This window comes from Kitasatospora sp. NBC_01539, from assembly GCF_045040525.1.
Classification (GTDB): Bacteria; Actinomycetota; Actinomycetes; order Streptomycetales; family Streptomycetaceae; genus Kitasatospora.
Map to the genome: position 1 here is coordinate 6458144 of NZ_CP109390.1, position 25253 is coordinate 6483396.

18 protein-coding genes are annotated in these 25253 nt (G+C 72.2%); 6 read left to right on the plus strand and 12 right to left on the minus strand.

Translation table 11 applies throughout. From position 1 onward, the window contains the following. The first annotated feature begins 6 nt into the window (after positions 1-6). From OG335_RS28005 to araA, 3 genes are read left to right on the plus strand one after another with little or no spacing between them, the layout of a single operon-like run. Positions 7-1710, plus strand: a complete 1704-nt coding sequence (locus OG335_RS28005; RefSeq protein WP_405013899.1) for a ribulokinase — start codon at positions 7-9, stop codon at positions 1708-1710. A gap of 6 nt (positions 1711-1716) precedes the next feature. Next, the gene (locus tag OG335_RS28010; protein ID WP_405013900.1) at positions 1717-2442 is read left to right on the plus strand and encodes an L-ribulose-5-phosphate 4-epimerase; all 726 of its coding nucleotides are present in this window, start codon (positions 1717-1719) and stop codon (positions 2440-2442) included. A gap of 14 nt (positions 2443-2456) precedes the next feature. Beyond that, the gene (gene araA, locus OG335_RS28015; protein WP_405013901.1) at positions 2457-3965 is read left to right on the plus strand and encodes an L-arabinose isomerase; all 1509 of its coding nucleotides are present in this window, start codon (positions 2457-2459) and stop codon (positions 3963-3965) included. Between the two features lie 121 nt (positions 3966-4086). Here the strand turns inward: araA and OG335_RS28020 are convergent, their stop codons facing one another. The 7 genes from OG335_RS28020 to OG335_RS28050 all read right to left on the minus strand — a co-directional run bounded on the left by OG335_RS28020 (position 4087) and on the right by OG335_RS28050 (position 14414). Next, entirely contained in the window at positions 4087-5289 is a 1203-nt protein-coding gene (locus OG335_RS28020; RefSeq protein WP_405013902.1) for an MFS transporter, read from the minus strand. Positions 5290-5333: 44 nt separating this feature from the next. Next, the gene (locus tag OG335_RS28025; protein WP_405013903.1) at positions 5334-5777 is read right to left on the minus strand and encodes an RICIN domain-containing protein; all 444 of its coding nucleotides are present in this window, start codon (positions 5775-5777) and stop codon (positions 5334-5336) included. A gap of 155 nt (positions 5778-5932) precedes the next feature. After that, complete coding sequence (locus tag OG335_RS28030) at positions 5933-7993, minus strand: RICIN domain-containing protein (RefSeq protein ID WP_405013904.1); 2061 nt, start codon at positions 7991-7993, stop codon at positions 5933-5935. A 155-nt stretch (positions 7994-8148) separates the two neighbouring features. Then, entirely contained in the window at positions 8149-9387 is a 1239-nt protein-coding gene (gene mmsB / locus OG335_RS28035) for a multiple monosaccharide ABC transporter permease (protein ID WP_405013905.1), read from the minus strand. A gap of 3 nt (positions 9388-9390) precedes the next feature. Beyond that, positions 9391-11064: a multiple monosaccharide ABC transporter ATP-binding protein gene (mmsA, locus tag OG335_RS28040; RefSeq protein ID WP_405013906.1), complete on the minus strand. Its 1674-nt coding sequence runs from the start codon at positions 11062-11064 to the stop codon at positions 9391-9393. Positions 11065-11165: 101 nt separating this feature from the next. Further along, the gene (chvE, locus tag OG335_RS28045) at positions 11166-12263 is read right to left on the minus strand and encodes a multiple monosaccharide ABC transporter substrate-binding protein (protein ID WP_405013907.1); all 1098 of its coding nucleotides are present in this window, start codon (positions 12261-12263) and stop codon (positions 11166-11168) included. Positions 12264-12743: 480 nt separating this feature from the next. Then, a complete protein-coding gene (locus OG335_RS28050) occupies positions 12744-14414 on the minus strand; it encodes a carbohydrate binding domain-containing protein (protein WP_405013908.1) in 1671 nt (556 codons plus the stop codon). A gap of 342 nt (positions 14415-14756) precedes the next feature. Here OG335_RS28050 and OG335_RS28055 point away from each other — a divergent pair, with 342 nt between their 5' ends. Beyond that, entirely contained in the window at positions 14757-14993 is a 237-nt protein-coding gene (locus OG335_RS28055; RefSeq protein ID WP_405013909.1) for a chaplin, read from the plus strand. 423 nt (positions 14994-15416) lie between these two features. Next, complete coding sequence (rsgA, locus tag OG335_RS28060) at positions 15417-16523, plus strand: ribosome small subunit-dependent GTPase A (protein WP_405015551.1); 1107 nt, start codon at positions 15417-15419, stop codon at positions 16521-16523. Positions 16524-16762: 239 nt separating this feature from the next. Here rsgA and OG335_RS28065 read toward each other — a convergent pair whose 3' ends face one another. Genes OG335_RS28065 through OG335_RS28080 form a run of 4 tightly spaced genes read right to left on the minus strand, consistent with a single transcriptional unit; the run spans position 16763 to position 21407 of the window. Further along, complete coding sequence (locus OG335_RS28065) at positions 16763-18211, minus strand: GH1 family beta-glucosidase (protein ID WP_405013910.1); 1449 nt, start codon at positions 18209-18211, stop codon at positions 16763-16765. A 36-nt stretch (positions 18212-18247) separates the two neighbouring features. Continuing rightward, positions 18248-19090, minus strand: coding sequence for a carbohydrate ABC transporter permease (locus tag OG335_RS28070; RefSeq protein WP_405015552.1), 843 nt, complete (start codon positions 19088-19090; stop codon positions 18248-18250). 17 nt (positions 19091-19107) lie between these two features. Next, on the minus strand, positions 19108-20049 hold the full coding sequence (locus OG335_RS28075) for a carbohydrate ABC transporter permease (protein ID WP_405013911.1): 942 nt from the start codon (positions 20047-20049) through the stop codon (positions 19108-19110). Positions 20050-20105: 56 nt separating this feature from the next. Further along, complete coding sequence (locus OG335_RS28080) at positions 20106-21407, minus strand: ABC transporter substrate-binding protein (protein WP_405013912.1); 1302 nt, start codon at positions 21405-21407, stop codon at positions 20106-20108. A 353-nt stretch (positions 21408-21760) separates the two neighbouring features. Between OG335_RS28080 and OG335_RS28085 the strand changes: the two genes are divergently transcribed. Further along, the gene (locus tag OG335_RS28085) at positions 21761-24655 is read left to right on the plus strand and encodes a glycosyl hydrolase (protein WP_405013913.1); all 2895 of its coding nucleotides are present in this window, start codon (positions 21761-21763) and stop codon (positions 24653-24655) included. A gap of 28 nt (positions 24656-24683) precedes the next feature. On the opposite strand, the gene OG335_RS28090 is transcribed toward OG335_RS28085, so the two are convergent. Next, positions 24684-25130 carry an ASCH domain-containing protein gene (locus OG335_RS28090; RefSeq protein WP_405013914.1) on the minus strand — a complete coding sequence of 149 codons (447 nt, stop codon included), beginning with the start codon at positions 25128-25130 and terminating at the stop codon, positions 24684-24686. Positions 25131-25253 lie beyond the last annotated feature (123 nt).

Consider the following 25253-nt stretch of genomic DNA (forward strand, 5'->3'; position numbering starts at 1 on the left):
GAGACCGTGACCGAGACTTCCCCCGCCCGTGACGGGGACACCTACGTGGTCGGTGTCGACTTCGGTACGCTCTCCGGCCGTGCGGTGGTGGTCCGGGTGCGTGACGGTGAGATCCTCGCCTCGGCCGTGCACGAGTACGCGCACGCCGTGATCGAGGAGCGGTTGCCGGGCAGTGGTGAGCAGCTTCCGCCGGACTGGGCGCTGCAGCATCCGGAGGACTGGCGGGACGTGCTGCGTACGGCGGTGCCCGCAGCGCTGGCGGCCTCGGGTGTGGATGCGGGTGCGGTGGTCGGTATCGCCACCGACTTCACCGCCTGCACGGTGCTGCCGACGCTGGCGGACGGCAGGCCGCTGGCCGAGACCGAGTTGTGGGCGGGGCGTCCGCATGCGTGGCCGAAGCTGTGGAAGCACCATGCCGCGCAGGGCCAGGCCGACCGGATCAACGACCTCGCCCATGCACGGGGTGAGAAGTGGATCCACCGCTACGGGGGGAAGATCTCCGCGGAGTGGCAGTACGCGAAGGCGCTGCAGGTGCTGGAGGAGGACCCGCAGGTGTACGCCGCGTGTGAGCGGTGGATCGAGGCCGCGGACTGGATCGTCTGGCAGCTCGCCGGCGCCGAGAGCCGTAACACGTGCACTGCCGGCTACAAGGGCATCCACCAGGACGGCGCCTACCCCAGCGCCGACTACCTCGCCGCGCTGAACCCCGGCTTCGCGGACTTCGCGGCCACCCGCCTGGAGCACCCCCTGACCCCGCTGGGCGCCCGCGCCGGCTCGCTCACCGCGCAGGCCGCTGCCTGGACCGGTCTGCCGGAGGGCGTCGCGGTGGCCGTCGGCAACGTGGATGCCCATGTCGCGGCCCCTGCCGCCCGTGCGGTCGAGAACGGCCAACTGTTGGCGATCATGGGCACCTCCACCTGCCACGTCGTCAACGGCGCCGCCCTCGCGGACGTCCCCGGTATCTGCGGCGTCGTCGACGGCGGCATCATCGCCGGCTCCTACGGCTACGAGGCCGGCCAGAGCGCGGTCGGCGACATCTTCGCCTGGTGGCTGCGCCAGGGCGTCCCCGCCCACTACCAGCTGGAGGCCGACACCACCGGCGAGGACCTCCACGAGCTCCTCACCCGCAAGGCCGCCGGCCAGAGCGTGGGCGGTCACGGCCTGATCGCCCTGGACTGGATGAACGGCAACCGCTCCACCCTGGTGGACCACCACCTGAGCGGCGTCATCATCGGCATCACCCTCACCACCCGCCCCGAGGAGATCTACCGGGCCCTGCTGGAGGCCACCGCCTACGGCACCCGCACCATCGTCGAGGCCTTCGAGGAGGGCGGTGTCCCCGTCACCGAGTTCGTCGTCACCGGCGGCCTCAAGAAGAACGCCCTGCTGATGCAGATCTACGCCGACGTCCTGCGCCGCCCGGTCTCGCTGGCGGTCTCCGAGCAGGGCCCCGCGCTGGGCTCCGCGATCCACGCCGCGGTCGCCGCCGGTGCCTACCCGGACGTGCGTACCGCGTCCGCCGCGATGGGCCGCGTCCAGCGGGGCGCCTACCTCCCCGATGCCGCCCGCGCGGACGCCTACGACGCGCTGTTCGCCGAGTACCGCCTCCTGCACGACCACTTCGGCACCGGCCCCGACAAGCAACTCCACCGCCTGCGCGCCATCCGCAACACCGCCCTCACCGCCGCGACCCACGACAGCGAGGTCTGACCCGTCATGAGTGACCTGATCGATCTGCTCCGCCGGCAGGTGAGCGACCTGCACCAGGAGCTGGTCCGCTACAACCTGGTCGTGTGGACGGCCGGCAACGTCTCGGCCCGGGTGCCCGGCGAGGACCTGCTGGTCATCAAGCCCAGCGGCGTGTCCTACGACGAGCTGACGCCCGCCAGCATGATCCTGTGCGACCTGGAGGGCAACGTGGTGGAGGGCGGGCACAGCCCGTCCTCCGACACCGCCGCGCACGCCTACGTCTACCGGCACATGCCCGAGGTCGGCGGCGTGGTCCACACCCACTCCACGTACGCCTGCGCCTGGGCGGCGCGCGGTGAGCCGGTGCCGTGCGTGCTGACCGCGATGGCCGACGAGTTCGGCGCCGAGATCCCCGTCGGCCCGTTCGCCCTGATCGGCGACGACTCCATCGGCCGCGGCATCGTGGACACCCTGACCGGCCACCGCTCACCCGCCGTCCTGATGAAGAGCCACGGCGTCTTCACCATCGGCAAGGACGCCAAGGCCGCCGTGAAGGCCGCCGTCATGTGCGAGGACGTCGCCCGCACCGTCCACATCTCCCGCCAGCTCGGCGAACCCCTGCCCATCGCCCAGGCCGACATCGACGCCCTCAACCACCGCTACCAGAACGTCTACGGCCAGCAGCCCACGACCGCGACCACGACCGCGACCACGCCCGCACCCGCGACCACGTCCGTGCCTGCGGCCCGGTGAAGGAGAACCACCCCATGAGCAACCCCACCGAAGGCCGCGAGATCTGGTTCCTCACCGGCAGCCAGGGCCTCTACGGCGAGGACACCCTCCAGCAGGTCGCCGAGCAGTCCCGGCAGGTCGCCGACACCATCGCCGCCACCGGCGAGGTGCCCGTGCGCATCGTCTGGAAGCCCGTCCTGACCGACGCCTCAGCGATCCGCCGCACCTGCCTGGAGGCCAACGCCGCCGACCAGTGCGTCGGCCTGATCGTGTGGATGCACACCTTCTCCCCGGCCAAGATGTGGATCGCCGGCCTCGACGCCCTGCGCAAGCCCCTGCTCCACCTCCACACCCAGGCCAACGCACACCTGCCCTGGTCCACCATCGACATGGACTTCATGAACCTGAACCAGGCCGCCCACGGCGACCGCGAGTTCGGCTACATCCAGTCCCGCCTCGGCATCGCCCGCAAGACCGTCGCCGGCCACGCCACCGACCCCGCCGTCGCCCGCCGCATCGCCTCCTGGGCCCGCGCCGCCACCGGCCGCGCCGAGCTCACCACCCTCAAACTCGCCCGCTTCGGCGACAACATGCGCGACGTCGCCGTCACCGAAGGCGACAAGGTCGAAGCCCAGTACCGCCTCGGCGTCTCCGTCAACACCTACGGCGTCAACGACCTCGTCGCCGCCGTCGACGCGAGCACCGACGCCGACGTCACCGAACTCGTCAAGGAATACGAAGAGCTCTACCGCCTCGACGCCCAGCTGCGCACCGGCGGCGAGCGCCACGACTCCCTGCGCTACGCCGCCCGCATCGAACTCGGCCTGCGCCACTTCCTCACCGAAGGCGACTTCGGCGCCTTCACCACCAACTTCGAAGACCTCGGCGGCCTGCGCCAGCTCCCCGGCCTCGCCGTCCAGCGCCTCATGGCCGACGGCTACGGCTTCGGCGGCGAAGGCGACTGGAAGACCTCCGTCCTGCTGCGCACCCTGAAGACCGTCGCCCACGGCCTGCCCGGCGGCACCTCCTTCATGGAGGACTACACCTACCACCTGGAGCCCGGCCGGGAACTGATCCTGGGCGCCCACATGCTGGAGGTCTGCCCCAGCATCGCCTCCACCACCCCCAGCTGCGAGATCCACCCGCTGGGCATCGGCGGCCGCGAGGACCCCGTCCGCCTGGTCTTCGACGCGGCGACCGGCCCCGCCGTGGTCGTCGGCATGGCCGACATGGGCGACCGCTTCCGCCTCGTCGCCAACGAGATCGACGTCGTCGAGCCGGTCGAACCGCTGCCGAACCTGCCCGTCGCCCGCGCCGTCTGGCAGCCCCGCCCCAACCTGCGCACCTCCACCGAGGCCTGGCTCACCGCCGGCGGCCCGCACCACACCGTGCTCTCCACCGCCATCGGCACCGAGGAACTCGACGACCTCGCCGAGATGCTCGCCGTCGAACTCGTCGTCATCGACGAGACCACCACCATGCGCCAGTTCACCCGCGAACTCCGCTGGAACCAGGCCTACCACCGCCTCGCCCAGGGCTTCTGACCCATCCGGACACCCCGGGGACGGCGCACGTCTGCGCCGTCCCCGTCGGCCGTCCCGAGCGACCCCGCATCCGCCCGCGCCCTGCTCGCACACGCCCCCGGCAGGGGCGCGGGCCGGGCCCTCAGCCCGCCGGGGCGGGCCGGCGGACCAGCCGGACCCCGGCCAGTGCGGCCAGCACCGTCATGCAGCAGATGAAGACGATGCCCGCCTCCTCCAGACCGAGCGGCCCGGTCAGCAGGCCCACCCCGATCACGGGGATCGAGATGCCCAGGTACGCCACCACGAACAGCGCCGACAGCGACGCCGCCCGCTCCTTCGCCGGAGCGGCCCCGGCGACCGCGCCGACCGCGCCGCGCAGCGACAGCCCCTGGCCCGCCCCGCCGACCAGCGCGCTCAGCACCAGCAGCACCAGCACCTCGCGCAGCAGCGACCCGCCCAGCAGTACCAGCCCGACGACCAGCACGGCGCAGCCCACGGGCAGCGCCCGCCGCACGCCGAGCCGGCCCACGGCGAGCTGCCCCACCGTCGACGCCGCGAACGCCGAGAAGACGATCAGCCCGACCACCGCCCGGTTGTGCACGTCCAGGGTCTCCGACAGGAACGCCGGGGAGATCGACGTGAAGACCCCGAGCAGTGAGAAACCGGTGAACGCCGCGAGGGCGGCGGGCACGAAGACCGGCCGCACCTCGCGCGGCAGACCGGGCCGCTGCGGGCGGACGGCCCGCAGCGGCCGCCGCGCTGCGACGGTCTCCGGCAGCCGTACCAGCACCGCCGCCGCGGCCGCGATCAGCACGAGGTGCACCACGAACGGCAGCACCAGCGGCTGCGGCGCGTACTCCGCCAGCAGGCCCGACATCAGCGGGCCGAGTCCGAGGCCGCCCATGTTGGCGGCCGTCGCGGCGAACGCCGCCCGCGACTCCCGGCCGGGCGGCGCCAGCTCCATCACGTACGCGGTGGCGGTGCCGGTGAAGAGTCCCGCGGACAGGCCCGACAGCAGCCGTCCGAGGTAGAGCAGCGGCAGTCCGCCCTCCGCGAGGAAGCACACGGCGCTCAGCGCGGCCAGCCCGAGACCCGTCAGCAGGACCGGCCGCCGGCCCACCGTGTCGGAGGCGTTGCCCGCGAGCAGCAGCGCGCCGATCACGCCGAAGGCGTACACCGCGAAGACCACCGTGACGATCAGCTCGGAGAAGCCGAGCTCCTCCTGGTACAGCCCGTACAGCGGTGTCGGCAGGGTCGTGCCGGCCATGCAGACGGCGAAGGCGCCCGCCGCCCCCAGGTACGCGGTGGAGCGGTCCGGGCGGCGGACGTTCTGACGATCGGTCATCCGCCCACGCTACGTTCTCGCGCGCCGTCCGGGGGCGTGCGGCGTCAGAGAGCCTCGGGCCGCCACCACTGCGCGGGGTCGTCCCGGTCCTCCCACTGCCGCACCGAGCCGTCCTGCGCGGCCTCCATCACCCGGCCGCTCACGAACGCCACCACCGTGTACGTGCCCGGCGCCTCCACGTGCTGCTCGAACACCCACTCCTGGGCGCCGAAGGCGTTCGGCGCCCACTGCTGCAGCGGCACGCCGTCCTCCGTGCGGGCGCCCGCGACGTCCAGGCGCTTGCCGCTCGCCGCGTTCTCCAGGTGGTACAGCCCGGCGCCCGCGTGCACCGCGGAGATCCGCCACACCTGCGCGTCCGAGCCGTCCGCGGCGGCGAGGACGACCTTCGCACCGCTGCGGGTGCTGCCGCCCGGCACCTCCAGCAGCAGCCCGGTGGCGACGTTGCGCAGCCGGTAGCTCCCGTCCCGTACGTGCCCCGCCCCGCCCATGCCGCCCGCCTCTCGTCCGGCCCGATCCCGGGCCACCGTACGCGGCGCCACCGTACGCGGCGCCGCCGACAGGGGCGTCGCCGCGCACGGTGGACCGGCCGGGTCGAGGCCGGTCAGGTCCGGTCCGGTCAGGCCAGCTCAGGTCAGCTGCAGGTTCAGGCCAGGGTCCATTTCTGGTTGGTCTGCCCGTTGCAGCTCCACAGCCCGAGCGGGCTGCCGGCGGCGGTGGCGTTGCCGAGCACGTCCAGGCACAGGCCGGACAGGTCGTTGGTGATCGAGCCGTCGGCGTGCACGGTCCACCTCTGGTTCGCCTGGCCGTTGCAGCCCCAGATCACCACCTCGGTGCCGTTCGCGGTGCCGTTCTCCCAGGCGTCGAGGCACTGCGTGCCGTAGACGGTGAGCTCACCGCGGGCCGTCGCCGTGAACGTCTGGTTCGGGCCGCCGGTGCAGTCCCACAGCGTGGCCCGGGTGCCCGGCACGATCGTCGCGTGCGGCAGGTCGGCGCAGCGTCCTGACCCGGTGCCGCGCAGCGCGGTGCCGTACGTGCCGGGCAGTGGCTGCACGGTGACGGCGTCGAGGTCCGGGGTCCAGGCGGCCGGGTTGGTGAAGGCCAGGGTGTTGCCGCCCCCCTTGGCGAGGGACACCAGCACGGAGACGCTGCCGACCGTGGACCACGAGCCGGTGGGCGGGAACGAGACCACCGTCGGCGCCTGCCCGCCGACCTGCAGCGTGGCGGTGCGGGCGGTGGCGTCGCCGTTGACGTAGGCGAGGGTCGCGAGGTGCACACCGGCCGTCGCGGCGGTGACCGACCGCAGGGTGAGGCTCGCGCCGTTGCCGACGTGGCCGACCTGCGAGCCCCCGGAGCAGCCGGGGCAGGCCGCGACGGCGGCGGTGCCGGTGCGGGTGTTCCCGGCGGCCTCGGCCTCGTACGTGGTGGCGGCGGCCTCGGTGCCGGTGACGGTCAGCAGCACGGAGCCGCCGGCCGGGACGGTCGCGGTGTAGCCGGTGGCGTACGTGCCGCGGTCGGCGGCGGCCCACACGTCGCGGACGGCGGTGCCCGCGGCGGTCAGCCCCAGGTCGCTCCAGCGGGCGGTGACCGGAGCGGCGGCCGCGGTGCGGTTCAGCAGCAGCACCGCGCGGCGGCCGGTGCCGGTCAGCACCTTGCCGTAGACCTGGAGGCCGGCGGTGTCCTCGGCGGTCTTCACGCCCTGCAGGCCGCGGCGGTCCTGGTCGACGGCCACGAGCTCGGGGTTGGTGAGGGCGGCACGGGTGGCGGCGCTCATGGTGCGCAGGTCGTTGCCGGCCAGCAGCGGGGCCCCGGCGATGGCCCACAGGCCGAGGTGGGTGCGGTTCTGGGCGTCGTTCAGGCCGGGCATGCCGACCATCAGCATGTCGGGGTCGTTGACGTAGCCGGTGTGCTGCGCCTCGGGGTGCAGGGCCTTGTCGAAGTTGGCGAGCATCGCGCCGGTGGTGGCCTGCTGGCCCCAGTAGACGACGTCGGTGCTGGTGCGCCACAGCGCGGCGGTGCCGGGCGCCCAGTTCCAGGGCTCGTCGACGCCCCACTCGCAGAGGGAGAGCGTCATGGGGCGGCCGGTGGTGGCGGTGGCCTGGGCGACGGCGGTGCTGATCCTCCGGTAGGTGCTCTCGGGGTCGAGGCCCTCGGCCTGGCCGCCGCACCAGTCGACCTTGAGGTAGTCGAAGCCCCAGCGCTCGAACTGGAGGGCGTCCTGGAGTTCGTGGCCCTCCATGCCGGTGTGCGGGGCGGCGGGGGTGGTCGTCGGGTAGTAGTAGCCGCAGCCGTCCCGGCCGGCGTCGGTGTAGAGGCCGGCCTTGAGGCCCTTGCCGTGGATGTAGTCGGCGACGGCCTTCATGCCGCCGGGCCACTTGGCGGTGTCGACGGTCATGTCGCCGTTGCCGTCGCGGGTGCCGGGCCACCAGCCCTCGTCGATGTTGATGTGGTCGTAGCCGGCGGCGGGGAGCCCGGCGGCGACGAACGCGTCGACCTGGCCCTTGATCGTGGCGAAGTCGATGGAGCTGGCGAAGCTGTTCCAGCTGGCCCAGCCCATCGTCGGTGCGGGGACGGGGATCTGGTTGCCGGTGGCCGCCACGGGCCGTAACGCGGGGGTGGCGGGGTGGTGCCCGACGGCGGCGAGTCCGGCGGCGGCGGTGCAGAGCACCACGGCCTGGACGGCGGCGCGCGTGAGCCGGTTCCTCATGCGGGTCTCCGGGTGGGGGAGGAGGGGCCGGTGCGTCCGGTGGGACGTCCGGTGGAACGCGCTCGGCCCGGCACAGGGCCGGGCCGAGCGGGCCTCCGTGACGCGCGGGGCGCCCGGGAGGAGAGGAAGGGGCGAGAAGACCTACCGGTCTGAGGTCAGGAGCCGACCTTGCGCTTGTTGTAGACGTCGAAGCCGACCGCGGCGAGCAGCACCAGGCCCTTGATGACCTGCTGGTAGTCGGTGCCGACGCCGACCAGCGACATGCCGTTGTTGAGCACGCCGAGCACCAGGCCGCCGATGATCGCGCCGAGCACGGTGCCGACGCCGCCGGAGGCCGAGGCGCCGCCGATGAACGCCGCCGCGATGGCCTCCAGCTCGAAGTTGATGCCGGCCTGCGGGGTGCCCGCGTTGAGACGGGCGGCGAAGACCAGGCCGGCGAGCGCGGCCAGCACGCCCATGTTGACGAAGGCGAGGAAGACGACGCGCTTGCTCTTCACACCGGAGAGCTTCGCGGCCGGCTCGTTGCCGCCGATCGCGTAGGTGTGCCGGCCGATGATCGAGTTGCGCATCAGGTAGCCGAAGCCGACGAGCAGCACGCCGAGGATCAGCAGCACGATCGGGGCGCCGTGGTAGCTGGCCAGCAGCAGGGTGAAGACGGCCACCGCCGCGGTGATCGCGGCGAGCTTGGCGAGGAAGAAGCCGACCGGCAGCAGCTCCAGCCCGTACGCGGCGGCCTGACGGCGGCCCCGGACCTCCTGCAGCACGGCCAGCGCGAGCACGCCGAGGCCGAGCAGCAGGGTCAGGTTGTGGTAGTTGGTGTGCGGGCCGACCTCGGGCAGGAAGCCGCTGGAGATCTTCTGGAAGCCCTTGGGGAACGGCGCGATCGACTGCCCCTGCAGCAGGATCTGGGTGCCGCCGCGGAAGAGCAGCATGCCGGCCAGGGTGACGATGAACGACGGGATGCCGATGTAGGCGATCCAGAATCCCTGCCAGGCGCCGGCCACGGCGCCGATCAGCAGCGCGCAGACCAGGGCGACGGGCCACGGAATGTCGTGCTTGACCATCATCACGGCGGCCGCGGCCCCGACGAACGCGGCCAGTGAGCCGACCGACAGGTCGATGTGCCCGGCGATGATGACGATCATCATGCCGATCGCCAGGATGAGGATGTAGCCGTTCTGCTGGATCAGGTTGGTGATGTTGAGCGGCTTGAGCAGGGTGCCGTCCGTCCAGATCTGGAACAGCACGACGATCAGCGCGAGCGCGACGAGCATGCCGTACTGGCGGACGTTGCCGCGCAGGGCCTGCGCCAGCACGGCACCGGTGGACCGGCGCTCGTCGGGCGCCGCCGCGCCGGGCGACGACGTCTTCGGGGTGGTCTCGGTCTGGGCCATGCCTTACACCTGCTCGGGTCGGGATGCGGCGGTCTTTGCGTCTGCGGGCTGTGCGTCTGCGGCCTGTGTGTCCGCGGGCCGTGCGTCCCCGGGCTGGTCGGCCGCGGGCTGTGCCCCTGCGGGCCGGTCGGCCGGAGCCGGGGTCCGGTCGGCCGCGCTCACGGTCATGAGGCGCATGAGGGATTCCTGGGTCGCGTCGGCGCGGGCCACCTCACCGGTGACGCGGCCCTCGGCCATCGTGTAGATGCGGTCGCACAGGCCCAGGAGTTCGGGGAGTTCGGAGGAGATCACCAGCACGGCCTTGCCCTGGTCGGCGAGGTCGGCGACGACCTGGTAGATCTCCGCCTTGGCGCCGATGTCGATGCCGCGGGTCGGCTCGTCGAGGATGAGCACCTCGGGACCGGCGAAGATCCACTTGCTGAGGACGACCTTCTGCTGGTTGCCGCCGCTGAGCTTGCCGGTCTCCGCGAACACCGAGGGGGCCTTGATGTTCATGGACTTCCGGTACGACTCGGCGACCTTGGTCTCCTCGTGCCGGTTGACCCAGCCGCGCCGGGCGACCTTGCCGAGCGCGCCCATCGAGATGTTCCGGCTGATGTCGTCGATCAGGTTGAGGCCGAGGTGCTTGCGGTCCTCGGTGACGTACGCGATGCCGTGGCCGATGGCCTCCGGCACGGTGCGGGTGCGGATCTCCTCGCCGTGCATCAGCACCCGGCCGCCGGTGTACCGGCCGTAGGAGCGGCCGAAGACGCTCATCGCCAGCTCGGTGCGGCCGGCGCCCATGAGGCCGGCGACGCCGACGATCTCGCCGCGGCGCACGGTGAGCGAGGCGCCCTCGACGACGTTGCGCTGGTGGTCGAGCGGGTGCTGCACCGTCCAGTCCTCGACGGCGAAGGCGACCTCGCCGATCTTCGGGGTGCGCTCGGGGTAGCGGTGCTCCAGGTCGCGGCCGACCATGCCGCGGATGATGCGGTCCTCGGCGATGCCGTCGGCGCCGACCGGGATCGTCTCGATGGTGCGGCCGTCGCGCAGGATCGTGACGGAGTCGGCGACCCGGGCGATCTCGTTGAGCTTGTGGGAGATGACGATGCAGGAGATGCCCTGGGCCTTGAGCTCCAGCATGAGGTCGAGGAGCTTGCGGCTGTCCTCGTCGTTCAGCGCGGCGGTCGGCTCGTCCAGGATGAGGAGCTTGACCTCCTTGGCGAGCGCCTTGGCGATCTCGACGAGCTGCTGCTTGCCCACGCCGATGTCGGCGATCCGGGTGTGCGGGTTCTCGTGCAGCCCGACCCGCTTGAGCAGGGCGCGGGCGTGGGTGAGGGTCTTGTTCCAGCTGATGATGCCGCGGGAGGCGTGCTCGTTGCCGAGGAAGATGTTCTCGGCGATCGAGAGGTACGGCACCAGGGCGAGCTCCTGGTGGATGATCACGATGCCGCGCTGTTCGCTGGCCCGGATGTCCTTGAAGCGGCAGGGCTCGCCGTGGAAGAGGATCTCGCCCTCGTAGCTGCCGTGCGGGTAGACGCCGCTCAGCACCTTCATGAGGGTGGACTTGCCGGCGCCGTTCTCGCCGCAGATCGCGTGGATCTCCCCGGCGGCGACGCTGAGGTTGACGTCCGAGAGCGCCTTGACGCCCGGGAAGGTCTTGGTGATCGAACGCATCTCGAGGACGGGTCCGGCCATGGTGGTGCATCCGTTCGACGGGGGCGGCGGGGCGGGGGCGGCTGGTGCCGGCCCCCGCCCCGCCGCCGGATCGGCGGCCCGGGGTGGACGGGCCCGGGGGCTTACTTGAGCTGGTCGGCGGTGTACTGGCCGCTCTCGACGAGGATCTTCGCGTAGGACGACTTGTCGACGCTCACCGGCTGCAGCAGGTAGGCGGGGACGACCTTGGCGCCGTTGTCGTACTGGGTGGTGTCGTTGGTCTTCGGCGTGCCGCCGGTGAGCACCGCGTCGCCCATCTGCACGGCGATCTTGGCGAGCTCGCGGGTGTCCTTGTAGACGGTCTGGGTCTGCTCGCCCGCGATGATCGACTTCACCGAGGCCAGCTCGGCGTCCTGACCGGTCACGATCGGCAGGGCCTTGCCCGCGCTGCCGTAGCCGACGCCCTTGAGCGAGGACAGGATGCCGATCGAGATGCCGTCGTAGGGCGAGAGCACGGCGTCGACGTTGGCCGAGGTGTACGACTTGCTGAGCAGGTTGTCCATGCGCGACTGCGCGACGCCGCCGTCCCAGCGGAGCGTGGCGACCTGGTTGAAGGAGGTCTGGCCGCTCTGCACGACGAGCTTCTTGCTGTCGATGTAGGGCTTGAGCACGCTCATCGCGCCGTTGAAGAAGAACTGCGCGTTGTTGTCGTCCGGGGAGCCGGCGAACAGCTCGACGTTGAACGGGCCCTTGCCGTCCTTGAGGCCGAGCTTGTCGGCGATGTAGCCGCCCTGGAGCTCGCCGACCTTGAAGTTGTCGAAGGTGGCGTAGTAGTCGACGTTCTTGGTGCCGCGGATCAGCCGGTCGTAGGAGATCACCGGGATGTGGGCGTCGGCGGCCTTCTGCAGCACGTCGGTGAGCGACGAGCCGTCGATCGCGGCGACCACCAGGAGCTTCGCGCCCTTGGTGATCATGTTCTCGATCTGCGACACCTGGTTCTCGACGACGTTGTCGCCGTACTGCAGGTCGGTCTTGTAGCCCTTGCCCTGGAACTCCTTGACCATGTTGTCGCCGTCGTTGATCCAGCGCTCGGACGACTTCGTCGGCATCGCGATGCCGACCAGACCGCCCTTGGAGCCGTCCTTGGCGGCGTCGTCGCCGAGGCCGTTGGCGCTCTGGCCGCACGCGGCCAGTGAGAGCGTGAGGCCGGCCGCGGCCAGTGCCGTCGAGAGCTTCCGCACAGTTCCTCCAGTGGTGGTGCCGCAACCGGGCCCCGAGGGGTCGTAGCCGGTGGAGCGGTGGGGCAGGGGGGCCGGCCGGCGGGGGTGGGTCGCCTTCTGGCCTGGCGTTACATGAGTGTTAACGCTCACAGAACAGGCGTCAAGGGGCCCCGGATCACCGTTGGGTCTCGCGGCGGCATAGATATGGAAGTCTCGCGCAGGCGGATTGACGGCAGGCTTGTTAGCGTTAACAATTCGGGCGGGGGCACGCCCCCGGGCCGCACGCGCACCCCCTTCCCGGGGCTGCTCGGGACGGCCCGGACCCGGCATGCCCGCCCACGGGGGCGCGCAGTCGTCGGCTGCGCCGCGCAGCCCCGTGCAGGCCGGGCGCGGCGGGTGCCTGGTGGGCAGGCACCCGCCGCGCGGACATGACGGCGCCGCCCCCGCTGCGAGGGCGGGGACGGCGCCGTTCCGGTGCGTGCGGCCCGTGCGGGCCCGGGCTCAGCCGGTGAAGCCGGCCGTGATCGAGGTGAACTGCCACGCGCTCTGGCTGATGCCCGAGCAGTTCTCGGCGACCCCGCCGCCGACGCACGGCCGGTCGCGGTTGACCGACCAGAACGCCAGCCGGGCGATGTGGTGGCTGTTCGACCAGTCGCGGATGCTCGTCCAGGTCGCCGGCGTGGTGGTCTCCTGCTGGTCGCTGAGGCCGTTCATGCCGGAGATGCCGACGTGGGCGTAGGCGGTGGCGTCGTCCCAGCCGAAGACCGACTTCAGCTTGTCCTTGAGCCCGTTCGCGGCGTTCACGGTGCTGCCGTACATGTCGGCGCCGCCGCCGAAGTCGAACGGCATGATCGTGAAGACGTCGACGTCCGCGCCGAGCGCCTTCGACTGCTCGATCAGCCGGTTGCCGTAGGACGTCGGGCCGGTGGTCGAGGTGCCGAAGGTCAGGATCGTCCGCAGGCCGGGGTTGTTCTGCTTGACGATCTTCAGCGCGCCGAGGACGCGGTCCTGCACGACGGTGTTCTCGAACTCGTCGGTGTTCTCGATGTCGACGTCGATCGCCTTCAGCCCGTACGCGCTGATCACCTTCTGGTAGGCGCCGGCGAGCGCCTCGGCGGTGGCGCAGTTCGGGCCGAGCTTGTTGCCGCTCCAGCCGCCGATCGACGGGACGACGTCACCGCCCGCGGCCCGGATCGCGTTGATCGTCGACTGGTCGACGCCGCCGGTCAGCGCCCGCTGCCCGTCCCAGGCCGGGTTGCAGCCGCCCGAGGAGAGGACGAACGCCATGGTGAACCACTTGGTGCCGGTCGCGCTCATCACCGCGGTCGCGCTCGGCGGCTCGCCCCAGCCGAGGTAGAGGTAGGGCGCGGCCTGCTTGAAGCCGGTGCCGCCGCCGCTGCCCGCACCGGTCGTGACGGACACCGCGGAGGAGGCCGCCGAGGCGTTGCCCGCGGCGTCCCGCGCCTTCACGGTGAAGGTGTAGGCGGTGCTCGCCGCGAGGCCGGAGACGGTCGCCGAGGTGCCCGTCGCGCTCGCCACCACGCCGCCGCCGCTGTAGACGTCGTAGCCGGTGACGCCGACGTTGTCGGTCGAGGCGTTCCACGCCAGCGAGACCGAGGACGAGGTCGTGCCGGTCGAGGCCAGGCCGCCGGGGGCGGTGGGCGCCTGGGTGTCGCCGCCCCCGCCGCCGCCCGGGCCGTCCAGGGCGATGTCGTCGGCGTAGTAGGTGCCCTGCCCGTACCAGCCGTGCAGGAAGATCTCCGCGCTGGTCTGGCCCGCGCCGGTCGTGAAGGAGACGCTCAGCTGCGACCAGCCGCTCGCCGACGGGGTCCAGGTGGACGCGCCGCCCGTCACCCCGAGGTAGACGTACGAGCCCCGGACCCAGCCGGAGAGCGTGTAGGCGGTGTTGGGCTGCACCGCGACGGTCTGGGTGCACTGCGCGGTGTCGCTCGCGCTCGCCGCACCGGAGAGCGCCCGGGTGCCGCCGTGGACGGGGCTGGAGACCACCGAGCCCAGTCCGCCGGAACACGACCAGCCGGTCGGTGCGCCGGTCTCGAAGCCGGGGTTGGTCAGCAGGTTGGCCGCCTGGGCCGTGCCGGGCAGGGCGACGGCCCAGGCCGCTCCCAGGGCGACGGCGCCGAGCGCCGCCGTCAGGCGCTTGCGAGTACGCACAGGACCTCCGTGTGGGGGTGGGGGTACGGCCTGATGGGGGTGCGGGCGGAAGACCGCGCAGGCCGCGTGCATCAGCAAGATGGACTAGACCAATAGGAGGTGTCAAGGGCCCGTCAAAACCGTGCGCCCACAGCGCGGTTGACCCGGACCGCGGAACCCGCAGCTCACCACGGCATCGAACGCGGCAGCGACACCCGGCCGCCGCCCACTGCTCCGATCGGGTGGATCATGCGCCAGGCGCCCAACCTTCGGCCCCGACGCACCGAAAACCTAGATGTCGGGTTCCGCGCACCGCACGGCACCTGACAGACCATCCGTTCCTCGGTTCCAGGAGTGCCCATGATGTCCGTCCGTACCCCCCTCGCCCTCGTCGGCGCCGTCGCCGCCGTCCTCCTCGCCGCCGGCACCGCCGGTGCGAGCGCCGGGGCCGAGGGCGCCGCGGTCGGTTCGCCCGGCGTGCTGTCCGGCAACGTGATCCAGGTGCCGGTGCACGTCCCCGTGAACGTCTGCGGCAACAGCATCGGCGTCGTCAGCATCCTCAACCCCGCCTTCGGCAACGCCTGCCTGAACGCGGGCTGACCACCCCCCGAACCTGCCGGCCCCGGGACACCGCCGTCACACGCGCCCCGGGGCCGGCAGCACCACACCCGCGCACCACACCCGCGCACCGCGCGGAGAACCTCGGGTGCACCGCGCGGAGAACCACCCGCGCACCACCTCCGCCGCGAACAGCGCGGAAAACCACGTGCGCACGCCGACGTGCCTCGGCTACGGTGGGCCGCGTTCGGGAGCCCGTACCGAGGGCGTCCCGCAGACATGCCGCGCGGCCGTGAAGGCCGGCGAGCCGGGAGGTGAGGACCGTGATGACTGTCGTTGCGATGGGCGCTGCCCGCGTCCGGAAGTCGTTCGTTCCCACTCCCGTGGCCACCGGCTGACACACACCGACCGACGCGCGCCGACACGGCGCCGTGCCGGGGGCCACCCTTCCCGAAGGGTCACCCCATCGTGAACCACACCTCCGCCGCCCACCCGCTCTCCGCCTACGGCTGGGACGAGGACCGGGCTGCCGAGTTCACCTACTTCGCCGAGGCGGGGCTCACCCCCGCCCGGATCTCCCGGGTCGACCGGGGCCGCTGCGACCTCCTCGTCGCCGACGAGGAGACCGGCGGGCTCCGCACCGTCCGGGCCGACACCCGGCCCGTCGGCGACCCCGACCCCGTCAAGTGCCCCTGCACCGGGGACTGGGCGGCCGTCGACCTCGCGGCGCAGCCCCTGCCCACCGTGACGGCCCTGCTGTCGCGCGGCACCGCCGTCGTCCGCAAGACCGCGGGCGGCCGGTCCGACGGCCAGGTGCTCGCCGCCAACGTCGACACCGTCATGATCGCCGTCTCGCTCGCCGCCGACCCCGACCTCGGCCGGATCGAACGCTTCCTCGCCCTCGCCTGGGAGAGCGGCGCCGAACCGCTGGTCGTCCTCACCAAGGGCGACCTCGTCGACGACGGCGAGTTCATCCGCGCCGACGTCGAGAAGATCGCCCCCGGCGTGACCGTGCTCGTCGTCAGCGCCGAGACCGGCGAGGGCATCGACGTCCTGCGGGCCTGCCTGCACGGCGCCACCGCCCTCGTCGGGCAGTCCGGCGCCGGCAAGTCCACCCTCACCAACGCCCTCGCCGGACACCGCGCGATGGCCGTCCAGGAGACCCGCTCGGTCGACGAGAAGGGCCGCCACACCACCACCACCCGCGAGCTGATCCCGCTCCCGGACGGCGGCGTCGTCATCGACACCCCCGGCCTGCGCGAGGTCGGACTCTACGGCGGCGAGGGCGTCGACATGGCCTTCGCCGACATCGCCGCCCTCGCCGGGGCCTGCCGCTTCGACGACTGCAGCCACCGCTCCGAACCCGGCTGCGCCGTGGCCGCCGCCCTGGAGGACGGCACCCTGCCGCAGCGCCGGATGGAGAGCTACCTCAAGCTGCAGCGCGAGAACGAGTGGATCGCCTCGCGCAGCGACGCCCGGGTGGCCGCCGAGCGGCTCAAGAAGTGGAAGACCATCACCAAGTCGATGCGCGGGGCGAACAACCCCACCCGCCACGACCCGGTCCGCCGCTGACCCCGCGGCCGGCCGGCGGCGGCCCGCGCCCCCCGGCGCGGGCCGTCCCGGCCCCGGCCGGCCAGCTCCGCACACACCCGTACGGCTGCACGGGGAGCCCCCACGCCCCCCGCGCAGCCGTACGGTGTTCCGCGCACCGGCCGGAGCGGTCACCCGCCGGTACGACGTGCCCCGCCGGTACGGCGGCCCGGCCGGTGCGGTAACCCGGTCGCACCGGCCGCCGACCGCACCGGCGGGTGTCAGTGCCCGGCCTCCTCCGGCAGGCGGCCGGTGCGCATCACCTCGGCGTACCAGCGGGCGCTGTCCTTCGGGATGCGGCGCTGGTCCTCGAAGTCGACGCGCACGATGCCGAAGCGCTTGCCGTAGCCGAACGCCCACTCGAAGTTGTCGAGCAGCGACCACACGAAGTAGCCGTTGACCGGCGTGCCGTCGGCGATCGCCCGCCGCACCGCGTCGAGGTGCCCGTGCAGGTAGGCGATCCGCTCCGGGTCGTGCACCTCGCCGTTCTCGTCGGGGTGGTCGTCGTACGCGGCGCCGTTCTCGGTGACCATCAGCGGGACGCCCGGCAGGTCGTCGCGCAGCCGGATCAGCAGCTCGTACAGGCCGTCGGCGTCGACCGGCCAGCCCATCGCCGTGCGGCCGCCCTCGGCGGGCAGGAAGCGCACGCCGCGGTCGGCGGGCCACGGGGAGATGTCCCCGGCGTGGCCGTCCTGCCGCACCGCCGGGTTGTCCGGGTCGTCGGCCGCCACCACCGTCGGCGTGTAGTAGTTGATGCCGAGCGCGTCGATCGGCCGGGAGATCTCCGCGAGGTCGCCGTCACGGACGAACGACCAGTCGGTGACGTGTGCCGTGTCGGCGAGCACGTCCGCGGGGTAGCGGCCGTGGAAGACCGGGTCGAGGAAGATCCGGTTGGCGAGGCCGTCGATCCGCCGGGCCGCCTCCGCGTCCGCCGGGTCGTCGGTCAGCGTCCGGACGGCGGCCAGGTTGAGCGTGAGCGCCACCTGGGCGTCCGAGGGCAGTTCCGACCGCAGCGCCGCCGTGCCCAGCCCGTGGGCGAGCAGGAGGTGGTGGTGGGCCGTCAGGGCCTCGACCGGGCTGGTGCGGCCCGGCGCGTGGATGCCGTTGCCGTAGCCGAGGAAGGCGCTGCACCACGGCTCGTTCAGCGTCGTCCACAGGGAGACGCGGTCGCCGAGCCGGGCGGCGGCGACGGCCGCGTACTCGGCGAAGCGCTCCGCCGTCGCACGGTTCGTCCAGCCGCCCTCGTCCTCCAGCTGCTGCGGCAGGTCCCAGTGGTAGAGCGTCGCGACGGGGTCCACGCCGGCGGCGAGGAGCTCGTCGACGAGCCGGTCGTAGAAGTCGAGGCCGATCTCGTTGACGGGCCCGCGGCCGCCCGGAACGATCCGCGGCCAGGCGAGCGAGAACCGGTACGCGCCGAGGCCCAGCGAGGCCATCAGGGCGACGTCCTCGCGGTAGCGGTGGTAGTGCTCGAGGGCGGTGTCGCCGGTGTCGCCGTTGTCGACCTTGCCGGGTATCCGGCTGAAGGTGTCCCAGATCGACGGGGTGCGGCCGCCTTCGGCGACGGCGCCCTCGATCTGGTAGGCGGCGGTGGCCGCGCCCCAGACGAAGCCGGCCGGGAAGGCGGCCGGGGAGCCGGCGAGGACGGGGGAGGGGAGGGCTTCGACGGACATGTCGCCTTCCGGAAGGGGTGGGTGGAGGTGGGCGGGTCAGCCCTTGACGGCGCCCTGCATGATGCCGCCGACGATCTGCCGGCCGAGCAGGCCGAACACCAGGAGCACGGGCAGCGTGCCGACGAGCGTGCCGGCCATGACGATCGACTGGTCGGGCACGTAGCCCTGGCCGAGCGACTTCAGGGCCACCTGCACGGTCGGGTTCTGCGAGCTCAGGGCGACGATCGGCCAGAAGAAGTCGTTCCACGTGGCCATGAAGGTCAGCATGCCGAGCACGGCCATGCCGGGCCGGGCCACCGGCAGCACGATCGACCAGAAGATCCGCAGTGCGGAGGCCCCGTCGACCCGGCCGGCCTCGATCAGTTCGTCCGGCAGCGCCTGGATGAGGAACTGCCGCATGAAGAACACGCCGAACGCCGACACCAGCGCGGGCAGGATCACCGCGGGCAGCTTGTTCTGCAGGTCCATCTTCACGATCACCATGAACAGCGGGATCACACCCAGCTGCGGCGGGATCATCATCGTGCCGACGGTCACCGCCAGCAGCAGCCCGCGGCCGCGGAACCGCAGCTTGGCGAAGGCGAACCCGGCCAGCGTGGACGAGAGCACCACGCCCGCCGTCACCGCCGCCGACACGATCAGCGAGTTCCACAGGGCCGTGCCGATCGCGGCCTGCTGGAGCGCCTCGCCGATGTTGTGGAACAGGTTCGGCCCCGGGGTGAGCGACGGAGTGGCCGCGCTCAGCTCCGAGTTGGTGCGGCTCGCCGCCACCAGCGTCCAGTAGAACGGGAAGACGAACAGCAGCGTCGCCACGCCCAGCACCACGTACGCGACCGGGCCGCCCTCCAGTGGTGAGCGGTTGCGGAGCCTCGTACCCATCGTCGTCGCCATGCCGATCACCGGTCCGTACGGTTGCGCCGGGCGGCGATCGCCGCGTTGATCAGGGCGAGCACCACGATCAGCAGGAACATCACCCACGCCACGGCCGCGGCGCGGCCCAGGTGGAAGAACGTCCAGCCCTGCTCGTACATGTACAGCCCCAGGGTCTGGTACTGGTGCGAGATGCCGCCGCCCGCGTTGCCCTCGTACAGCAGCGGCTCGCCGAAGAGCTGGGTGGCGCCGATCGTGGACACCACCACGGTGAAGATGATGGTCGGCCGCAGCCCGGGCACCGTCACGTGGCGGAACTGCTGCCAGCGCGACGCGCCGTCCATTGCCGCCGACTCGTACAGCTCGCCGGCGATGGCCTGCATGCCAGCCAGGTAGATCAGCGCGTTGTAACCCGTCCAGCGCCAGGTCACGACCGCCGAGACGCCGAACTGCGAGGCCCACGTATTGGCCTGCCAGTCGACCGGGTTCAGCCCCACCGAGCTGAGCGCCCAGTTGATCAGGCCGTAGTCGCGCCCGAAGAGCTGTGCGAACACCAGCGTGGCCGCGGCCACCGACGTCGCGTACGGCATCAGCATCGCGACCCGGAAGAACGTGCGGCCGCGCAGTCTGTAGTTCAACAGGTGCGCCAGGCCCAGCGCCATCAGCAGTTGCGGCACGGTCGACAGCACGCCGATGGTGAAGGTGTTGCGCAGCGCGTTCCAGAAGAACGGGTCCTCGAAGAGCCGGGTGTAGTTCTGCAGACCCAGCCAGTCCATGTGGTCCGAGGTCTGCAACTCCACGCGGTGCAGCGACACGTAGGCCGTGTACAGCAGCGGGAACAGCCCGAAGGCGGCGAACAGGGCGAAGAACGGCGCGACGAAGCCGTACGGGGCGAGGCGCCCGCCGAGCCGCGGGCGGACCTTCGCCGGGGCGGCGGCCGGCAGGCGCGCGGAGGAGGAGATGGCCATGGAGATGGTCCTTCGACGGGGCCCCCGGCCCGGACGGGCCGGGGGCCGGGGGGACGTCAGCTGCCGTTGGCCTTCTTGACGTTGTCCAGAGCGTGCTGCCAGGCGGTGGTCGGCGCGGTGTTCGTGCGCTCCACCTCGCCCAGCGCGTCACTGAAGGCCTTGGTCACCACGCCGTCGTCGGTGCCCAGCACCTGCGCCGGCATCGCCGCCGCGGACTCCGCGAAGATCTGGCCGATCGGCGCGTTGTTGAAGTACGGGTCGGTGACCGTCTTGATCTCGGCCTGCGCACCGGTGCTGGAGGGGAACGAGCCCTGCTTGGTGAAGAGCTTCACCTGCTGCTCCTTGGCGTTCAGCCACTTGATCAGCTCGGCGGCCTCCTTCGGGTGCTTCGCGGTCTTCGGGATCGCCAGGTAGGAGCCGCCCCAGTTGCCGGTCTTGCCGGGGCCCGAGGCGATGTCCCACTTGCCCGCGAACGCGTCGCCGGCCTGGCCCTTGATGTAGCCGATCATCCAGGCCGGGCAGCTGAGCGTGGCGAACTTGCCGGTGGAGAACGCCTTGTTCCACTCCGGCGTCCACTGCGGAAGCTTCGCGGAGAGCCCGTCGGCGACGAGCTTCGTGGCGTCCGCCCAGGCGGTCTTCACGGCCGGGCTGCTGTCGTACACGGCCTTGCCGCTCGCGTCGGAGAACCGGACCTCCTGCTGGCCGACCTCGGCGGTGAACATGCCCGCCGCGCTGTCCGTCCACGCGTTGCCCGCCTGCGCCTTGGCGGCGTACTGCTTGCCGACCTCCAGGTAGCCCTGCCAGGTCGACCACTTCGCGGCGAGCTCGGTGCGGTCGGTCGGCAGCCCGGCGGCCTTGAAGAGGTCGGTGCGGTAGCAGATCGCCTCCGGGCCGATGTCGGTGCCCGCGCCGAGCACCTTGCCGTCGGCGGTCTTGATCGCCGCGCCCTTCCACGGCACCAGTTCGTCGTTGACGCCGCCGAGGCCGAGGGAGGTGAGGTCGGTGAACTTGTCGGCCTGCCGCTGCACGACACTCGCCACCCGGCCGACCTCCAGGCCCTGGATGTCGGCGAGACCGCCGCCGCCCGCGAGCTTGGTCTGCAGGGCCTGCCAGTACTGGGACTCGTCCTGGGTGTCCGACTGCTTGATCGTGATGTTCGGGTGGGTCTTGGTGTACTCGTCGTAGAGGCCGGTCTCCTTGAACCCGAAGGTGCCGAAGAGGTCGATCGTCAGAGTGACCTTGCCGTCGGCGGCGTCCTTCGAGGCGGTGCCGCCGGAGCCGCAGGCGGTGAGCAGCAGGGCCGCCGCGAGGGCGGCGGTGCCGAGGGCGGCCGGGCGTCGGGCTCTGAACGGGCGCATGGGTGTCTCCTGACCGGACGGGAATGGCGTGGGTGGGGTGGTGCGGTCTGCAGCGGTGCGTGTTCGGTCCTGCCATCTGAGAGCGCTCTTGAGAGCGCTCTCAGTGCTGAAAGGAGCGTGCCGGTGCGCCCACGACCACGTCAAGGGGTTGAAACCTGACCGTAATCTGCGGCAGCAGATCGGATGCTCTCTGCGCGGGGAAGGCCCGGAGATTCTGTTCAGGTCGTTGACACTCCGTCGGGAGCGGCCCTAGCGTCCAATTTCTGAGAGCGCTTTCAACCCTCACGGTCCGCCGCGCCTCGCACCCTCGCCGCCCCCTGTCGTCGCACTCCCACCCCCACCCGAGGGAACCGATGAAGCCCAGACTCCTCCGCGGCCCCGCCGCAGCCGTCACCGCGCTCGCCGTGGCGGCGGCCGCGGCCCTGACCGCCACGGTCACCGTCGGCACCGCGGCCGCCGCGACCGTCCCCGTCGGCCTCGGCGGCTACAGCGACAGCCGCCCCGCCGGCACCGTCGGCCCCACCAACTCCGACGGCGCACCCGTCACCCCCAAGGTGACCGCCAGGATGGCCGGGAAGGCCGCGCCCACCAACGACTGGTGGTCCTCGCTGATCTACCAGCGCTACGCGGGCAACCCGTACTCCGAGAACCTGTACGCCCACCCGTTCACCTTCAAGGCCGCCGCGAGCGGCCTTGAGGTCGGCTACCCCACCACGCCGACCGTCACCCCCGACGGGCGCCAGTACGACTTCACCCACACCCGCGACCTCACCGTCGGCGTCGCCGGCCTCAACTCCCCGGACACCAAGGTCGACGGCTGGTCCGACTGGACGGTCACCCCCTACTGGGCCGACAGCTCCCGCACCTTCAGCGCCACCATCGGCCACGGCCTCCCGTACGTCTACGCGCACGCCACCGGCGGTGCCGCCCAGGTCACCACCGCCGGCACCCCGACCGTCTTCTCCGACCAGGGCAACGTGCTCGGCATCACCGTCGGCGGCCACCACTACGGCCTCTTCGCCCCCACCGGCACCGACTGGACGGTCAGCGGCACCACCCTCACCGCGGCCCTCGGCGCGAAGGACTACTACTCCGTCGCCGTGCTCCCCTCGCCCGCCGACCTCGCCCAGTACCGCACGTACGCGTACAGCTTCGTCACCGACACCAAGGTCTCCTGGAGCCACCAGGAGGCCGCCGGCACCCTGTCGACGACGTACACCGCCACCACCACCCCGCAGGAGGGCACCCAGACGGGCACCCTGCTGGCCCTCTACCGCCACCAGTGGCAGGCCACCGCGGACCCGCTCACCGCCCTCACCTACACCTCCCCGCGCGGCCTGATGAAGGTCCGCCAGGGCACCGGGTTCACCACCACGCAGGCCGTCTCCGGCGTGCTGCCCTCACTGCCCGACGTCGGCTCCTACGACCGCACGGCCCTCGGCAACCTCGTGCGCGCCGAGGCCAACGCCACCGACCCCTGGCAGGGTGCCTCCGACACGTACTGGACCGGCAAGGCCCTCGGCCGGCTCGCCCAGCTCGTGCCCGTCGCCGACCAGCTGGGCGACACCGCCACCCGCGACAAGCTGCTCGGCCTCATCAAGGGCAAGCTGCAGACCTGGTTCGCCGGCACCGGCTCCACCGTCTTCGCGTACGACTCCGTGTGGAAGACCCTGATCGGCTACCCCGCCTCGTACGGCACCGACGCCGAGCTCAACGACCACCACTTCCACTACGGCTACTACATCCAGGCCGCCGCCACCGTGGCCCGCTACGACGCCGCCTGGGCCGCCGACTCCGCCTGGGGCGGCATGGTCAAGCTGCTCGCCAAGGACGGCGCCAACGCCGACCGCACCGACAGCCGCTTCCCGGTGCTGCGCAACTTCGACCCGTACGCCGGCCACGGCTGGGCCTCCGGCCACGCCGGCTTCGCCGCGGGCAACAACCAGGAGTCCTCCTCCGAGGGCCTCAACTTCAGCTCCGGCCTCATCCTCTACGGCGCCGCCACCGGCGACACCGCGCTGCGCGACCTCGGCGTCTACCTCTACACCACCGAGGCCAACGCGGTGCAGCAGTACTGGTTCGACGCCGACCACGCCGTCTTCCCCGCCTCCTTCGGACACTCCACCGTCGGTATGGTCTGGGGCAGCGGCGCCGCGTACTCCACCTGGTGGACGGCCGCGCCCGGCATGATCCACGGCATCAACTTCCTGCCCGTCAACGGCGGTTCGCTCTACCTCGGCCGCCGCCAGGACGACCTGCGGGCCAACATCGCCGAGCTCAGGGCCGGCAACGGCGGCGCCTTCACCGACTGGCGGGACATCCTCTGGGAGACCGAGGCGCTCTACGACCCGGCGGCCGCCAAGGCCGACTGGGACGCCGGGAACGCCGGCTACACCCAGGAGGAGGGCGAGTCGAAGGCCCACACGTACCACTGGATCTACGACCTCGCCACCCTCGGCACCCTCGACCCGGCCACCACCGCCGACACCCCGACCGCGGCCGTCTTCACCAACGGCGGCACCCGCACCCACGTGGCGCACAACTACACCACCGCCGCCCGCACCGTGCACTTCACGGACGGCTACACCCTGACCGTGCCCGCCCGCTCCACCGCGAGCGAGCGCGGCACCCGCCAGGACGGCGGCACCGGAGGCACCAACCCCTCGCCCTCGCCGTCGCCCTCGCCCACCGGGTCCCCGTCGCCCTCGCCGACGCCGTCCCCGTCGCCCACCACCAGCACCCCGGCGACCACCGGCAACACCCTCTACCTGCAGTCCGGCGGCGCCCTCGCCACCGCGTACGGCACCGCCGCCGCGACCGACACGCTGCCCTCCGCGGGCGGCACCAACCACGACGGCACCCCGTACCAGGCCAAGACGTACGAGATCCGCAACCTCACCGGCACCCTGCGGGCGGGCGGCACCACCGCGTTCGACCTCTACATCGACGCGGGCGCCTCCGTCGGCCTCGGCCAGCAGGCCCGGGTCTCCTACGACCTGACCGGCGACGGCACCTTCGACCGCGTCGAGACCTACCGGTACTTCGCCACCGACCCGGTCGTCGGCTGGGAGCGCTACGCGGGCTCCACCGGCGTCCTGAACTCGGCCACCGGCACGCTCGGCAACCTCCGCGGCGGCACCGTCCGCATCGAGGTCTGGTCCGCCATCGGCAACGCCTCCGCGCAGCTGCGGGTCGGCGCCACCCAGGCCCAGGGCGGCGCCTCGGTGCTGCGCATCCCGTTCGACTGATCCACCCGCACCACCACCGGGCCGGCCGTCACGACGTGACGGCCGGCCCGACCCGTTCCACCAGCCGGAAGCGCAGCAGCACCAGCTCGGTGGTGTCGTCCACGGTGAAATCCGGGTCGCCCAGCTCCTCCCGCACCTCCGCGCCGTGCCAGAACCGCTCGTGCCCGACCCGCCAGGCGGCCACCGTCGTGTACCCCTCGCCCTCGTCGCGGGCGTGGTCGAGGTCGACCCCGCCGAGCGGCGACAGCCGCACCTCCGTCAGCTCGATCACCGCCACCACCCGGCCGTCCGAGTCGACCACCGCCTCCCGCCGCCCGACCGGCGGCAGCTCCTCGCCGAGCAGCGCGTACTCGACGGCCAGCCCCGTGGTGCTCGTCTTCGAGCCGTCCAGGATCGCCCCGACCAGCTGGTCACGCAGCGGCCCGGGGAAGGCGAACTCGGCTCTCGACAAATGGTCGTACGCGGCATCGTCCATCCGGCCAACGTAGCCGCGGGGCGCGCGGCGGGCACCCGAATTCCACCGGGGCGCGCAGGGCGAGGGCAGGGGCGCGCGGGGCCCCACGGGCGCGCAGCGCGGCCGGTCGGTGTTCGGCCCGGG

Coding starts and splice junctions, on each gene's coding strand:
- OG335_RS28010 (WP_405013900.1), top strand. CDS start 1,717: ATGAGTGACCTGATCGATCTGCTCCGCCGGCAGGTGAGCGACCTGCAC.
- OG335_RS28090 (WP_405013914.1), bottom strand. CDS start 25,130: ATGGACGATGCCGCGTACGACCATTTGTCGAGAGCCGAGTTCGCCTTC.
- mmsB (WP_405013905.1), bottom strand. CDS start 9,387: ATGGCCCAGACCGAGACCACCCCGAAGACGTCGTCGCCCGGCGCGGCG.
- OG335_RS28055 (WP_405013909.1), top strand. CDS start 14,757: ATGTCCGTCCGTACCCCCCTCGCCCTCGTCGGCGCCGTCGCCGCCGTC.
- OG335_RS28030 (WP_405013904.1), bottom strand. CDS start 7,993: ATGAGGAACCGGCTCACGCGCGCCGCCGTCCAGGCCGTGGTGCTCTGC.
- araA (WP_405013901.1), top strand. CDS start 2,457: ATGAGCAACCCCACCGAAGGCCGCGAGATCTGGTTCCTCACCGGCAGC.
- OG335_RS28085 (WP_405013913.1), top strand. CDS start 21,761: ATGAAGCCCAGACTCCTCCGCGGCCCCGCCGCAGCCGTCACCGCGCTC.
- OG335_RS28070 (WP_405015552.1), bottom strand. CDS start 19,090: ATGGGTACGAGGCTCCGCAACCGCTCACCACTGGAGGGCGGCCCGGTC.
- OG335_RS28080 (WP_405013912.1), bottom strand. CDS start 21,407: ATGCGCCCGTTCAGAGCCCGACGCCCGGCCGCCCTCGGCACCGCCGCC.
- OG335_RS28025 (WP_405013903.1), bottom strand. CDS start 5,777: ATGGGCGGGGCGGGGCACGTACGGGACGGGAGCTACCGGCTGCGCAAC.
- OG335_RS28065 (WP_405013910.1), bottom strand. CDS start 18,211: ATGTCCGTCGAAGCCCTCCCCTCCCCCGTCCTCGCCGGCTCCCCGGCC.
- mmsA (WP_405013906.1), bottom strand. CDS start 11,064: ATGGCCGGACCCGTCCTCGAGATGCGTTCGATCACCAAGACCTTCCCG.
- OG335_RS28075 (WP_405013911.1), bottom strand. CDS start 20,049: ATGGCCATCTCCTCCTCCGCGCGCCTGCCGGCCGCCGCCCCGGCGAAG.
- OG335_RS28020 (WP_405013902.1), bottom strand. CDS start 5,289: ATGACCGATCGTCAGAACGTCCGCCGCCCGGACCGCTCCACCGCGTAC.